The 14,519-nt window shown below is 70.7% G+C and carries 11 protein-coding genes; 6 read left to right on the top strand and 5 right to left on the bottom strand.

Features of this window, described 5'->3' with window-relative positions; translation table 11 throughout:
* The first annotated feature begins 44 nt into the window (after positions 1-44).
* From QT196_RS30625 to QT196_RS30615, 3 genes are all read left to right on the top strand, one after another.
* Positions 45-701 carry a DUF3000 domain-containing protein gene (locus QT196_RS30625; protein ID WP_168481850.1) on the top strand — a complete coding sequence of 219 codons (657 nt, stop codon included), beginning with the start codon at positions 45-47 and terminating at the stop codon, positions 699-701.
* A gap of 346 nt (positions 702-1,047) precedes the next feature.
* Positions 1,048-1,710 (top strand): response regulator transcription factor, encoded by a 663-nt coding sequence (locus QT196_RS30620; RefSeq protein ID WP_018088879.1) that lies wholly within the window; start codon positions 1,048-1,050, stop codon positions 1,708-1,710.
* A gap of 77 nt (positions 1,711-1,787) precedes the next feature.
* Positions 1,788-3,062 (top strand): ribonuclease D, encoded by a 1,275-nt coding sequence (locus tag QT196_RS30615; protein WP_266731673.1) that lies wholly within the window; start codon positions 1,788-1,790, stop codon positions 3,060-3,062.
* 55 nt (positions 3,063-3,117) lie between these two features.
* On the opposite strand, the gene QT196_RS30610 is transcribed toward QT196_RS30615, so the two are convergent.
* On the bottom strand, positions 3,118-3,774 hold the full coding sequence (locus tag QT196_RS30610; RefSeq protein WP_290356078.1) for a PepSY domain-containing protein: 657 nt from the start codon (positions 3,772-3,774) through the stop codon (positions 3,118-3,120).
* Between the two features lie 275 nt (positions 3,775-4,049).
* Between QT196_RS30610 and QT196_RS30605 the strand changes: the two genes are divergently transcribed.
* From QT196_RS30605 to QT196_RS30595, 3 genes are all read left to right on the top strand, one after another.
* The gene (locus tag QT196_RS30605; RefSeq protein WP_168481847.1) at positions 4,050-5,276 is read left to right on the top strand and encodes an acetyl-CoA C-acyltransferase; all 1,227 of its coding nucleotides are present in this window, start codon (positions 4,050-4,052) and stop codon (positions 5,274-5,276) included.
* Positions 5,273-7,408: a 3-hydroxyacyl-CoA dehydrogenase NAD-binding domain-containing protein gene (locus QT196_RS30600; RefSeq protein WP_290356077.1), complete on the top strand. Its 2,136-nt coding sequence runs from the start codon at positions 5,273-5,275 to the stop codon at positions 7,406-7,408. Before QT196_RS30605 ends, QT196_RS30600 begins: the two co-directional genes overlap by 4 nt.
* Positions 7,409-7,510: 102 nt before the next feature.
* Complete coding sequence (locus QT196_RS30595) at positions 7,511-7,903, top strand: NTP pyrophosphohydrolase (RefSeq protein WP_290356075.1); 393 nt, start codon at positions 7,511-7,513, stop codon at positions 7,901-7,903.
* A gap of 167 nt (positions 7,904-8,070) precedes the next feature.
* On the opposite strand, the gene QT196_RS30590 is transcribed toward QT196_RS30595, so the two are convergent.
* The 4 genes from QT196_RS30590 to QT196_RS30575 form a co-directional block, all read right to left on the bottom strand.
* Entirely contained in the window at positions 8,071-9,597 is a 1,527-nt protein-coding gene (locus QT196_RS30590; RefSeq protein ID WP_290356074.1) for an amino acid permease, read from the bottom strand.
* 196 nt (positions 9,598-9,793) lie between these two features.
* A complete protein-coding gene (dxs, locus tag QT196_RS30585) occupies positions 9,794-11,845 on the bottom strand; it encodes a 1-deoxy-D-xylulose-5-phosphate synthase (RefSeq protein ID WP_168481843.1) in 2,052 nt (683 codons plus the stop codon).
* Positions 11,846-12,065: 220 nt separating this feature from the next.
* Positions 12,066-13,403, bottom strand: coding sequence for a sugar ABC transporter permease (locus QT196_RS30580; protein ID WP_168481842.1), 1,338 nt, complete (start codon positions 13,401-13,403; stop codon positions 12,066-12,068).
* Positions 13,400-14,200: an ATP-binding cassette domain-containing protein gene (locus QT196_RS30575; RefSeq protein ID WP_168481841.1), complete on the bottom strand. Its 801-nt coding sequence runs from the start codon at positions 14,198-14,200 to the stop codon at positions 13,400-13,402. Before QT196_RS30575 ends, QT196_RS30580 begins: the two co-directional genes overlap by 4 nt.
* Positions 14,201-14,519: the final 319 nt, after the last annotated feature.

The following is a 14,519-nucleotide window of genomic DNA, read 5'->3' as shown; positions in this document are numbered from 1 at the left end:
TGTCCTCCCCGTATGCGGGCCCGGTTCCGCCTAATCTTCCGGGCATGGCTGCGGCTCACGAACACCTCGCGGACAGCGCGGACGAGGCCCCGATCCCCTTCCGTCAGGCGGTCGAGGCGCTCCGCGCGGCACGGCTGCGGCCGGAGATCGAGATCGATCCGACACCCGCGCCGAAACGGCTCGCCCCGTTCGCGTACGCGCTGGAGGCGGCGGTCGTCGAGCGCGGCGCGGGTCCGGACGGCGAGGACCGGGATCTGGCGGACGGCCGGCTGGTGGTGCTGCACAACCCGGCCGGGGACGAGACCTGGCACGGCACGTTCCGGGTGGTGACGCTGGCACGGGCGGAGCTGGAGCCGGAGATGGGCGCCGATCCGCTGTTGCCGGAGGTGTCCTGGTCGTGGCTCACGGGGGCGCTGGACGCGCGCGGGGTGCACTACGGCGCACCGAGCGGGACGGTCACCCGGGCCGGCTCGCACTACTTCGGCGGGCTCGCGGCGCGTGAGCCGGCGACCCAGATCGAGATCCGGGCGTCCTGGACGCCGTCCGAGGGCCCCGGCGGGGTGCCGGATCTGGCGGCGCATCTGTCGGCGTGGTGCGATCTGCTGTGCCAGGTCGCGGGTCTGCCGCCGGCCCCGCTCGATATGACGACGCGTGGCGGGATCGTCCCGCTGCCGCAGCGCCGGGGCGCCCAGCCCCGCTGAATTCCACGCTCCCCGGACCGGGCCGGCGGTGTTCGCACACCGCCGGCCCGGTGCGCGTTTCGCTGCCCGCCCGCCCCACCGCCTCCCCCTGACGAGTTCCGGTGACGCGGCCCGGTGATGACGTCCGGGCGGCATCTCGTACGGCTTTGATCATCTCGGTGCGCACCGGGTACTCACCCTGATCGATCATGCATCCGATTTGCCCGAATTGCCCCTAACTAAATCGTGATCAAAGTCTAAAGTCCCGCCGGATTGCTGCCGAAGAGGTCAGTGACCCTTCAAACACGGATCATTCCGGCTCCCCCAAGCCGGTATCCGTCCCCCGCCACTCCCCCCAGGAGGCCCGGTGTCTGTTCTTCTCGAGCAACCTTCGAGCCTGGTCGCCTACCGCCCGAACAAGCCGACGGCCATGGTCGTCGTGGCCGACCCTCGCGTGCGCTCCACCGTCACCCGCCACCTGTGGGCTCTCGGAGTGCGCGACGTGATCGAGGCGTCGTCGATCGCGGAGGCTCGTCCCCGCGTCGGCAATCCGCGCGACATCTGCGTTGCCGACGTCCACCTGCCCGACGGCTCCGGCCTCACGCTGCTGTCCGAGACCCGGGCGGCGGGGTGGCCCAACGGCCTCGCACTGTCCGCGGCCGACGACATCGGTGCCGTACGCAACGCCCTGGCCGGCGGCGTCAAGGGCTATGTCGTCACCGGCACCCGTACCAACCTGGGCCTGCCCGGCCGCCCCGGCGCCTCGCCGATCGGCGCCAACGCGGCCCGTATGCAGCGCCGTCCCCCGGGCGCCCCCGGCCACCCGGGCGGCTACCGGGAGCTGTCGGGGCGCGAGGTCGAGGTGTTGCGGCTGGTGGCGGAGGGCCAGTCCAACAAGGCCATCGGTGTCTCGATGGGGTTGTCGGCGCTGACCGTCAAGAGCCATCTCGCCCGTATTGCCCGCAAGCTCGGCACCGGCGACCGGGCCGGAATGGTGGCCGTCGCCTTGCGTACCGGCATCATTCACTGACCGTCCACACGACCGGCTCGCCCGTCGAGGGAACGTTCCCTCGACGGGCGACGTGCATACACAGATACCCTTGACTGGTGACCGACGCCCAAAAGACCGCAGCAGACACGACACTGCGAGCAACCGGAGACTCGCCTCCGGACCCCCGACCGGCGCCGGTCCCTCTCCTGGAGCCCCGCGAGGGCATCCCCCCGGTGACCGCCACGGACGAGGCACTCGCCGAGGTCGTGGCCGCCTTCGCGGCCGGTACGGGCCCGGTGGCCGTCGACGCCGAGCGGGCCTCCGGCTACCGCTACGGTCAGCGCGCCTACCTCGTACAGCTGCGCCGCGAGGGCGCCGGCAGTGTGCTGGTCGACCCGGTCGGCTGCCCCGACCTGTCGGCGCTGGGGGAGGCGATCGGTGACGCCGAGTGGGTGCTGCACGCCGCCACCCAGGACCTGCCGTGTCTGCGTGACATAGGGATGGTCCCCACCCGGCTGTTCGACACCGAGCTGGCCGGACGGCTGGCCGGCTTCGCCCGGGTCGGCCTGGGCGCCATGGTCGAGAACGTCCTCGGCTTCGCCCTGGAGAAGGGCCACTCCGCCGTCGACTGGTCCACCCGCCCGCTGCCCGAGCCCTGGCTTCGCTATGCCGCGCTCGATGTCGAGCTGCTGGTGGATCTGCGGGACGCGCTGGAGGAGGAGCTGACGGAGCAGGGAAAGCTGGAGTGGGCCCGGCAGGAGTTCGCGGCGATCGCCGCCGCTCCCCCGCCGCCGCCCCGCAAGGACCCCTGGCGCCGCACGTCCGGCATGCACAAGGTCCGCCGGCGCCGCCAGATGGCGGTCGTACGGGAGCTGTGGACGGCCCGTGACCAGGTCGCCCAGCGGCGCGACGTCTCGCCCGGCAAGGTGCTCGGGGACGGCGCGATCGTAGAGGCGGCGCTGAGCCTGCCGCCGAACAGTCACGCGCTGGCGGGGCTGCCCGGCTTCGGACACCGGATGGGCCGCCGGCAGCTGGAGCAGTGGCAGGCCGCCGTGGACCGCGCCCGGGCGCTGCCCGAGAGCGAGCTGCCGCAGCCCGGCCAGCCGCTCAACGGCCCGCCGCCGCCCCGCGCCTGGGCCGACAAGGACCCGGTCGCCGCGGCCCGGCTGTCGGCCGCCCGTGCGGCGGTCACCGCGCTCGCCGAGGAGCTGAATCTCCCGCAGGAGAACTTGATCACACCGGACACGGTGCGCCGGCTGTGCTGGGAGCCGCCGGCCGAGCCGACCCGGGAAACGGTCGCCGAGGTGCTGTCCGGGCACGGCGCGCGCCCCTGGCAGATCGAGCAGGTCGCGCCGATCCTCACCGAGGCGCTGCTGACGGACGCCGGCTGACACGGCGGCCCCGGGCGGCGCAGCACGCCGGCCCGGGGCAGGTGGGGATCGTCGCTCAGTCCTGATCGAGGTGCATCCACAGGACCTTGCGGTTGGTCGCGTCGATCTCGTACGTGGTCTCGTTCCAGTCGTCGGTGGTCACCACGCCCACCGTCCACGCCACGGTGTCGTTGCCGTGGTCGGCGTCGCCGAGCTCGATGGTGGTGACGGTGCCCTTCGTCTTCTCGGTGGCCGTCTGCGCGGCCTGCTGGGCCGTGACGGTGGCCTTGCCCAGCCGGGCGGCCAGCTCCTGTTTGTCGTCGGGGTCGTCCGACTGGGGTTGCGGCTTCTGGGCCTTGCCGGAGACCGCGTCCACGCGCACCGCGTACGCCGTCCCGTCGGTCGTCGCCACCACGGTGCCCCAATAGGGGCTGCCGGGCGTCCCCTTGAGCTCCGCGGCGATCGCCTCCGAGGACGGGACGGCCGCGATCGCGGCCTTCAGCGCCTGCCCGTAGTCCACCTTGGCCTTGGGAACCAGGGCCTGACGCTGGGCCTGGTCCGCGTTGAGTGAGGCGGCGGTGGCGGGTACCGCCCGCGAGGGGGCCGCGCTCTTCTGAGGGCTTGCCGTGTCGCTGCCGCTGCTGCCGCAGCCCGACAGCAGCGCGCCCGCGGCGGCGACGGCACAGACCAGTCCGATCGTGCGCGGGCCCGCCGGACGCCCGCGCCGGATCACAACACCACTCCTATTCGTATCCATATGGGCACTTTAGGTGTGTGGTGGGACGAATCACCCCAAGACCCGACGGGTATTCAGCCCATTTCGATCACCGATTTCCGCCGGTTGTGGTGCGGCCGCCCGGCAGTCGGGGCGTCCGCCGGGTGTGACCTTCAACGCTCCGGGCGGTGGGGGTGTGCAGCTTGGTTACCCGTAAGTAGCATGTCGGTGTGAAGCGCCCCGCGGGGCGCCATGCAGCAGCAGTGCCATCCCGCACCTGGAGGAGAGCCAACGTGCCTCGTACCGCTAGGGACGTCGTCTTCGTCGACGGCGTCCGCACCCCGTTCGGCAAGGCGGGCCCGAAGGGCATCTACCACGAGACCCGCGCCGACGATCTCGTCGTGAAGGCCATCCGGGAGCTGCTGCGCCGCAACCCGGCCCTGGACCCCGCGAAGATCGACGAGGTCGCCATCGCCGCGACCACCCAGATCGGTGACCAGGGTCTGACCATCGGCCGCACGGCTGGCATCCTGGCGGGCCTCCCGCAGTCCGTGCCCGGCTACTCCATCGACCGCATGTGCGCCGGTGCGCTGACCGCCGTCACGGCGACCGCCGGCTCCATCGCCTTCGGTGCGTACGACGCCGTCATCGCCGGTGGTGTCGAGCACATGGGCCGCCACCCCATGGGTGAGGGCGTCGACCCGAACCCGCGGTTCGTCAGCGAGAAGCTCGTCGACCAGTCGGCCCTGTTCATGGGCATGACGGCGGAGAACCTCCACGACCGCTACCCGCACATCACCAAGCAGCGCGCCGACGAATACGCCGTGCGCTCGCAGGAGAAGGCGGCGAAGGCGTACGCGAACGGGAAGATCCAGCAGGACCTGGTCCCGATCTCGGTGCGCAACACCAACGCGGAGGTCGGCGAGACGGGCTGGGGCCTGGTCACCGCCGACGAGCCGATGCGTCCGGGGACGACCCTGGAGAACCTCGCGGGCCTGAAGACGCCGTTCCGTACGCACGGCCGCGTCACCGCGGGCAACGCCGCCGGTCTCAATGACGGCGCCACCGCCTCGGTCCTCGCCTCCGAGGACTTCGCCCGGGAGCACAACCTCCCGGTCAAGATGCGCCTGGTCTCCTACGCCTTCGTCGGTGTCGAGCCCGAGGTCATGGGCTACGGCCCGATCCCGGCCACCGAGAAGGCGCTCGCCAAGGCGGGCCTGGGCATCGAGGACATCAACCTCTTCGAGATCAACGAGGCGTTCGCCGTGCAGGTGCTCGCCTTCCTCGACCACTACGGCATCGCCGACGACGACGCGCGCGTCAACCAGTACGGCGGCGCCATCGCCTTCGGGCACCCGCTGGCCTCCTCCGGTGTGCGGCTGATGACGCAGCTGGCCCGCCAGTTCGAGGAGCAGCCGGAGGTCCGCTACGGCCTGACCACCATGTGCGTCGGCTTCGGCATGGGCGCCACGGTCATCTGGGAGAACCCGCACCACAAGGACGCCGGAGGCGACAAGTGAGCACCACCACCACCGCCGAGCTCCTCAAGGGCGCGGCCGAGCTGTTCCCCGACGAGGTCGTCACGTCGGCGCACGTCCGCCACCTCGATCTCCCCTACGGCGCCGGCAAGTTCGCGCTGATCACGCTCGACAACGGCTTCGACCACACCAAGCCGACCACCTTCGGTCCGGGCTCGCTGGCGAACCTCAACGCCGCGATCGACCAGGTCGAGAAGGAGGCCGCGGACGGCGACATCGTCGGCGTCGGCCTCACCGGCAAGCCGTTCATCTTCGCCGTCGGCGCCGACCTCAAGGGCGTCGAGCTGCTGAAGCAGCACGAGGACGCGCTGGCCATCGGCAAGGGCGGCCACGAGGTCTTCAAGCGGCTGTCGAAGCTGGCCGTGCCGACCTTCGCGTACTACAACGGTGCCGCGATGGGCGGTGGCGTCGAGGTCGGTCTGCACTGCTCCTACCGCACCGTCTCCAAGGCCCTCCCGGCTTTCTCGCTGCCCGAGGTCTTCCTCGGTCTCGTCCCGGGCTGGGGCGGCTGCGCGCTGCTGCCGAACCTCATCGGCGCGGACAAGGCCGTCTCGGTCATCATCGAGAACTCGCTCAACCAGAACAAGCAGCTCAAGGGCCAGCAGGTCTTCGACCTCGGCATCGCGGACGCGATCTTCGAGGGCGCGGACTTCCTGGAGCAGTCGCTGATCTGGACCGCGAACGTCCTCAAGGGCGACGTGACGGTCGAGCGTCCCGAGATCGACCGCGGTGAGGGCTGGGACCAGGCCGTCGCCAAGGGCAAGTTCATCGCCGACGGCAAGGTGCACGGCGCCGCCCCGGCCGCCCACCGCGCGCTGGACATCATCGCGGCCGCCAAGGACGGCGACCTCCAGGCCGGTTTCGACGCCGAGGACCAGGCCCTGGCGGACCTGATCATGGGCGGCGAACTCCGCGCCGGGATCTACTCGTTCAACCTGGTGCAGAAGCGCGCCAAGCGGCCCGCCGGTGCGCCGGACAAGAACCTGGCGCGTCCGGTCAGCAAGGTCGGTGTCGTCGGCGCCGGCCTGATGGCCTCGCAGCTGGCCCTGCTGTTCCTGCGCCGCCTGGAGGTGCCGGTCGTGCTGACCGACATCGACCAGGAGCGCGTCGACAAGGGTGTGGGCTATGTCCACGCCGAGATCGACAAGCTGCTCGGCAAGGGCCGCATCAACCAGGACAAGGCCAACCGCCTCAAGGCCCTGGTCTCCGGTGTCCTGGACAAGGCCGAGGGCTTCTCCGACGCCGACTTCATCATCGAGGCGGTCTTCGAGGAGATCGGCGTCAAGCAGACGGTGTTCGCGGAGGTGGAGGCCGTCGCCCCGGCGCACGCGATCCTCGCCACCAACACCTCCTCGCTGTCGGTCACCGAGATGGCGTCGAAGCTGAAGCACCCCGAGCGGGTCGTCGGCTTCCACTTCTTCAACCCGGTCGCGATCCTCCCGCTGCTGGAGATCGTCCGCGGTGAGAAGACCGATGACGCGTCGCTGGCCACGGCCTTCGGCGTCGCCAAGAAGCTGAAGAAGACCGCGGTCCTGGTGAAGGACGCCCCGGCGTTCGTCGTCAACCGCATCCTGACCCGCTTCATGGGCGAGATCCAGAACGTCATCGACGAGGGCACCCCGGTCGAGACCGCGGAGAAGGCCATCGAGCCGCTCGGTCTGCCGATGTCGCCGCTGGTGCTGCTGGAGCTGGTCGGCCCGGCGATCGGTCTGCACGTCTCCGAGACGCTCAACGGCGCCTTCCCGGACCGCTTCACGGTCTCCCCGAACCTCAAGGCCGTCGTCGAGGCCGGCAAGCGCGGCTTCTACGTCTACGACTCCGGCAAGCCGGAGCTGGACCCCGAGGTCGCCGCGCTGCTCAAGCAGGGCGACTCGGTGCTGACGGAGGAGCAGGTCCGCGACCGCGTCCTGGACGCCGTCGCGCAGGAGATCGGCCTGATGCTGGACGAGGGCGTCGTCGCCGAGGCGCAGGACGTCGACCTGTGCCTGATCACCGGCGCCGGCTGGCCCTTCCACCTGGGCGGCATCACGCCGTACCTGGACCGCGCGGGCGTCTCCGAGCGGGTGCGGGGCAAGAAGTTCCTGGCCCCGGGCATCGCGAGCGTGCCCGCCTAAGGGTGCACGGCTGACAGCGAAGGCGCGGGCCGGCTCGGCGGAGCCGGCCCGCGCTTTCGTGTGCCCGGGTCCGGCGGCGGCCCGGCATGGGAGGGTGGCGCCATGGATTCCTTGGTCATTGTCGATGCCGCGAATGTCGTCGGCTCGGTGCCCGACGGCTGGTGGCGGGACCGGCACGGCGCGGCCGAGCGGCTGCGCGACGCGCTCCCCGGCTACGCGGCCGAAGGGCTGCCGGGGCTGGTGCCACCGCCCCTGGAACTGATCCTGGTGGTCGAGGGCGCGGCGCGCGGCGTGGAGTCCGTCGAGGGCGTCCGGGTGGTGGCGGCGACCGGCAGCGGCGACGACCGGATCGTGCAACTGGTCGCGGACGAGGGCACCGACCGCGACTGCCTGGTGGTCACCGCCGACCGCGAACTACGCGAACGCGTCCAGGCACTGGGCGCCCGGGTGACGGGCCCACGGGCGGTGTGGGGGCGGGGCGCGAGCCCGGCCTGACCAAACGACAGGCCCTACGGGACCAACCAGGTCCAAGTGCTTGACTCACCCACTCGCTGCACCGCCTCGCCGGGCTCCTCTCCGGCAGGTGAGGTCGTCGTGCCCCGTATGCCGGGGCGGGCGCGGCATACGGGGCACGACGCGGAGGGGCCAGGAGGGTGTGGCCGTCAGTCCTTGGCGGGCTGCCGGGTGCGGAGGCCGAGGCGGCTGTGGGAGCGGCCGTACAGGAAGTAGATGACGAAGCCGAGCACCATCCAGATGGCGAACCGGACCCAGGTCTCGGCGGGCAGATTGAGCATCAGCCACACCGAGGAGGCCACCGAGAGCACCGGCACCAGCGGCACCAGCGGGGTGCGGAAGGAGCGGGGCAGATCGGGCCGGGAGCGGCGGAGCAGGACGACGCCGATGGCAACCACGACGAAGGCGAACAGGGTGCCGATATTGACCAGTTCGGCGAGTTCGTCGATCGAGGTGAAGCCGGCGACGACGGCGACGACGGCGCCCAGCGCGATGGTCGAGCGGTAGGGCGTGCCGAACCGCGGGTGGGACCGCGAGAAGGCCCGCGGCAGCAGCCCGTCCCGGCTCATCGCGAAGAACACCCGGCTCTGGCCGAGCAGCAGAATCATGCTGACGGAGGTCAGGCCGACGGCGGCGCCGAAGCTGATCACGCCCGCGAAGAAGGGATGTCCGAGGTCCTTGAAGGCATCGGCGAGCGGGGCGTCGGTGGAGAGCTTGCTGTACTTCTGCATCCCGGTCACGACGATGGACACGGCCACGTAGAGGAGCGTGCAGATGGCCAGTGAGCCGAGGATGCCGCGTGGCACATCGCGCTGCGGGTTGCGGGTCTCCTCGGCGGCGGTGGCCACGATGTCGAAGCCGATGAAGGCGAAGAAGACCACGGCCGCGGCGGCGAAGATGCCCATGGTTCCGAAGTTGGCCGGGGCGAAGCCGAACATCAGCTGGGAGAGCGGGGCGGCCAGTCCGCCGCCGGCTTCACTCGGCTCGCTGGGCGGGATGAACGGTGTGTAGTTGGCGCCGTTGATGAAGAAGGCTCCGGCGACGATGACCAGCAGGACGACGGTGACCTTGATTCCGACGACCACCGTCGTCACCCGTGAGGACAGCTTCATCCCGAACACCAGAATGGCGGTCAGCAGCAGCACGAGGAGGAAGGCGAGCAGATCGAAGCCGAACCGCCCCTCGTGGGTGCCGGACAGCGCGGCGGGCAGATGCAGCCCGGCGGAGTCCAGCAGGGACCGCACATAGCCGGACCAGCCGACCGCGACCACCGCACAGCCCAGGGCGAGTTCCAGGATCAGGTCCCAGCCGATGATCCAGGCGGGCAGCTCCCCCAGTGAGGCGTACGAGAAGGTGTAGGCCGATCCGGCGACCGGCACGGTGGAGGCGAACTCCGCGTAACACAGCGCCGCCAGCGCGCAGACCACGCCCGCGACGACGAAGGACAGTGCGACGGCGGGTCCGGCCTGTTCCTTGGCGATTTTTCCGGTCAGGACGAAAATGCCGGTGCCGATGACGACACCGACACCGAAGACGGTCAGATCGAGCGCCGACAGGGACTTCTTGAGCGTGTGCTCCGGCTCCTCGGTATCCCGGATCGACTGTTCTACAGTCTTCGTCCGGAACAGACCGCGATTGCGGCGTGAATCGTGTGGTGTGCCGTGCTGTGTGCTCATGGGCGAACCTCCGCCTGGACGACCCTCGCAACTCTCCTGAACTGACCGAGTCTCCGCAATGTCGGGAAACAGTCAGCTTCGGCGGGCCTCCGGACGGAGGGGATTCACCCGATGGGGTGCGGCCGTACGTATGCCGATGGGCCGGGCGGAACATCCATACGGATGACCGGCCCGGCCCATCGTGCCGTCGGCGGAATCAGTCGCGGGTGGCCTCGGCCGGCTCGGCCGGACCCTTGGCGCGGGCGATCTCGGAGGCGTCCGCGGTGTCGTCGGCGGAGGCTTCCCCGGCCGGCCGGAGCGAGGGCTGGGGCAGCCCGTCGATCTTCGAGACCAGGCCGGTGACCTGGCGGGCGATGTCCGGTGCGGTGAGCCCGATCTCCGCCATGACCTCCTTGCGGGAGGCGTGGTCGAGGAACTGCTCGGGGATGCCGAAGTCGCGCAGCGGCACGTCCACACCGGCGTCGCGCAGCGCCTGGGAGACGGCCGAACCGACGCCGCCGGAACGGACGTTGTCCTCGACGGTGACCACGACCCGGTGCTTGGCGGCCAGCCCCGGCAGCGCCGCGTCGACCGGCTTGACCCAGCGGGGGTCGACGACGGTGGTGGAGATGCCCTGCTTGTCCAGCAGGTCGGCGATCTCCAGGCACATCGGGGCGAGCGCGCCGACGGACACCAGGAGGACATCGGGCCGGGTGACGCCCTCGGCGGGCTCGCGCAGCACGTCCATGCCGCCGATCCGTCCGACGGCCTCCACGGCGGGGCCGACCGCGCCCTTGGAGTAGCGCACCACGGTGGGCGCGTCATCGACCTCGACGGCCTCCCGCAGCTGGGCGCGGACCTGGTCGGCGTCGCGCGGCGCGGCGATCCGCAGGCCGGGTACGACCTGAAGGATCGACATGTCCCACATGCCGTTGTGCGAGGCGCCGTCGGTGCCGGTGACACCGGCCCGGTCCAGCACGAAGGTGACGCCGCACTTGTGCAGCGCGACATCCATCAGCACCTGGTCGAAGGCGCGGTTGAGGAAGGTGGCGTAGACCGCGAAGACCGGGTGCAGACCGCCGGTGGCCATGCCCGCAGCGGAGACCGCCGCGTGCTGCTCGGCGATGCCGACGTCGTAGACGCGGTCGGGGAAAGCCTTGGCGAACTTGTCCAGGCCGACGGGCTGGAGCATGGCCGCCGTGATGGCGACGATGTCCTTGCGCTCCTTGCCGAGTTCGACCATCTCGTCACCGAAGACGGACGTCCAGTCCTTGCCGCCCGAGGAGATGGGCAGGCCGGTGTCGGGGTGGATCTTGCCGACGGCGTGGAAGCGGTCCGCCTCGTCCTGGAGGGCGGGCTGGTAGCCGCGGCCCTTCTCGGTGAGGCAGTGGACGATGACCGGGCCGCCGAAGCGCTTGGCGCGCGTCAGGGCGGATTCCAGCGCCTCGATGTCATGGCCGTCGATCGGGCCGACGTACTTCAGGCCCAGGTCCTCGAACATGCCCTGCGGGGCGATGAAGTCCTTCAGGCCCTTCTTGGCGCCGTGCAGGGTCTCGTAGAGCGGCTTGCCGACGACGGGCGTGCGCTCCAGCAGGTCCTTGCCGCGGGCCAGGAAGCGCTCGTAGCCGTCCGTGGTGCGCAGCGTCGCCAGGTGGTTGGCGAGGCCGCCGATGGTCGGGGCGTAGGAGCGCTCGTTGTCGTTGACGACGATGACGAGCGGGCGGTCCTTGGCGGCGGCGATGTTGTTCAGCGCCTCCCAGGCCATGCCGCCGGTCAGCGCGCCGTCACCGATGACCGCGGCGACCCGGTTGTCGCAGCCGCGCACCTCGTTGGCCTTCGCGATGCCCTCGGCCCAGCCCAGCACCGTGGAGGCGTGGCTGTTCTCGATGACGTCGTGCTCGGACTCGGCACGGGAGGGGTAGCCGGACAGGCCGCCCTTCGCCTTGAGCTTGGAGAAGTCCTGACGGCCGGTGAGCAGCTTGTGGACGTAGGACTGGTGCCCGGTGTCGAAGAGGACCTTGTCCTTCGGGGAGTCGAAGACACGGTGCAGGGCGATGGTCAGCTCGACCACGCCGAGGTTCGGGCCGAGGTGTCCGCCGGTCTTGGACACCTCATCCACGAGGAAGGTACGGATCTCCCCTGCCAGCTGCTCCAGCTGCTCCGAGCTCAGTCGGTCCAGATCGCGCGGTCCCTTGATACGGGAAAGCAGCGCCCTCCCGTCGCCCGCCACCACCCCGGCCGGACTCGCCTTGCGCGGCACCTCCTGCACCCCTGCCTCCTTGCTGCTTGCTGCCTGCTGCCGTGGATCGAGCTTGCCGATCAGATGAGTCTAATGTCGCGCCCGCCGCGCCGACGCCCGGGCCTTGCGATGTATGTCACTCGGGTGAACCCGGGTTTCGGCGCACCGCACGGCGTACGTCACCGCACGCGGAACGGCCCCCACCGGATGATGCCCGGTGGGGGCCGGCGCCGTCGGACGGGGACCGCGGTCAGGTGCGTCCGGCCGTTTTCTGCGTCCGGCGGGAGACCGAGTCGATCACCACGGCGGCGAGCAGCACCGCGCCGGTGATCATGTACTGGATCTCACTGGCCATACCGAGCAGATTCAGGCCCTGCTGGATCGACTGGATGACCAGCATGCCCAGCAGCGCGGACCAGATCTTGCCCCGGCCGCCGAAGAGGCTGGTGCCGCCGATGACGGCCGCCGCGATGACGTTCATCAGGGTGTTGCCGGAGCCCAGGTTCTTGGTGGCGCCACCGGAGAGGCTGGCGATGAACAGTCCGCCGAAGGCCGCGAGCATGCCGGAGACCGCGAAGACGCTGATCCGGATCTTGTTGACGTTGATACCGGCGCGGCGGGCCGCCTCGGCGTTGCCGCCGACCGCGAAGATCTGCCGTCCGTAAGTGGTACGGCGCACCACGAAATCGGCGATGACCAGGACCGCGAGGAACAGCACCAGGGCCAGCGGCAGACCGCGGGCGCCGGCCGGCTCGTTCAGGACATAGGCGACGACGAAGGCGAGCACCGCGACCACGCCGGTGCGCAGCAGGATCTCGCTGAGCGGCCGGGAGGGCAGCGCGGCGGCCCGGCGGCGCTTGCTGTCCAGCAGCAGCGATCCGGCGTAGGCGAGCACCGCGACCAGCGCGAGACCGTAGGCGGCGCCCTTGTCCTCGAAGTAGTAGCCGGTGAGGTTCTCCACGACACTGCCGCTCGGCGTGTTGATGGAGCCTTCCTTGCCCATCATCCAGATCTGGAGTCCGCTCCAGCCGAGGAATCCGGCCAGGGTGACGACGAAGGCCGGCACTCCGATCTTGGCGAAAAAGAACCCGTGCAGGGCGCCGATCGCCACACCGGTCGCGATGGCGATCAGCACCGCGAGCCAGTCATTGACGCCGTTGGTGACGCTGAGTACGGCCCACACGGCCGCGCCGACGCCCGCCACCGAGCCGACGGACAGATCGATCTCGCCGAGCAGCAGCACGAAGACGATGCCGACGGCCATGATGCCGAGGCCCGAGGTGTAGACGCCGATGTTGGCGAGGCTGTCCGCGGACAGGAAGCTGCTGTTCTTCAGCTGGAAGACGACCGCGATGACGAACAGGCCGATGATGACCGGCAGCGAGCCCAGCTCACCGCCGCGCACCCGGCGCCTGAAGTCGTTGAGGTAGCCGGCGAAGCCCTGTTCGCGGACGAGCAGACGGGGGTCGACGGCGGCAGCCTGGACGGCGTCCGCGGCCGGGGCGTCCGTCTCCGGAGTGTCCGTGGCGGGGGCGTCCGTGGTCTCCACGTCCTCGGCCGCCGCAGGCTCCTTGGTCAGGTCACTCATGCGTCGACCTCCTTCTTCACCTGGTCCGTGCGCGCCTTGCGGCGGGTCACGGCGTTGTCCGAGGCGCCGGTGATGGCGGCGATGATCTCTTCGTGAGAGGTGCCCTCGACATCGAAGACACCGTTGTTGCGGCCCAGCCGCAGCACCGCGACCCGGTCCGCGACGGCCTGCACATCGGCCATGTTGTGGCTGATGAGGATCACGCCCAGACCGCGCTCCCGCAGCCGCTCGACGAGGTCGAGGACCTGCGCGGTCTGCTCGACACCGAGCGCGGCGGTGGGCTCGTCCAGGATGACGACCTTCGGGTCGCCGATCAGTGCCCGGGCGATGGCGACGACCTGCCGCTGACCACCGGAGAGCGCCGCGACCGGGATCCGGACGCTGGGGATCCGGATGGACAGGGTGTCCAGCAGCTCCTTGGCCCGCTTCTCCATGGCGATCTCGTCGAGGACGCCGACGGTGCGGGTCTCGTTGCCGAGGAAGAGGTTGGCGACGACATCGAGGTTGTCGCAGAGCGCGAGGTCCTGGTAGACGGTGGCGACGCCGAGTTCCTGGGCGTCGTGCGGCTTGTTGATGCGGACCGTCGCGCCCTGCCATTCGATGGCGCCGTCGTCGACCGGGTGCACGCCCGAGATGGTCTTGACGAGGGTGGACTTGCCGGCGCCGTTGTCGCCGACGAGGGCGACCACCTCACCGGGGTGGATCTCCAGGGTGACGTCCGTGAGTGCCTGGACGGCGCCGAACCGCTTGGAGATTCCGCGCAACGCCAGCACAGGCGTAGCGGACACGTGAATCATCTCCTTCGCCGCCGTCACAACGGCGGGGATGGTGGTGCGTGGAGCGGGGGGGCTTTGCGGGGGCCGGTCCGGCGTCCGCGCCCGGGACGGGGCGGCGCGGGTACGGGCCGGTAGAGGTAGGGCCGGTCTCGCGGACCGGTCGGGGTGCGGGCCGGTCGGGTACGGACCGGTGGGGGGCGAGCCGGTCGGGGTGCGGACCGGGTGGGGACCGGTCGGGGTGCGGACCGGTGGGGATACGGCCGGGCCGGGGCCGCGGGGCGATGCCGCGCGGCCCCGTCTGACCGGGGGCCTGGGGCCGGAGCCAGGGGCCGTGGGACCG

This window comes from Streptomyces sp. P9-2B-2 (assembly GCF_030406865.1).
Classification (GTDB): domain Bacteria; phylum Actinomycetota; class Actinomycetes; order Streptomycetales; family Streptomycetaceae; genus Streptomyces; species Streptomyces platensis.
This window is presented reverse-complemented; position numbering and strand designations above follow the sequence as displayed.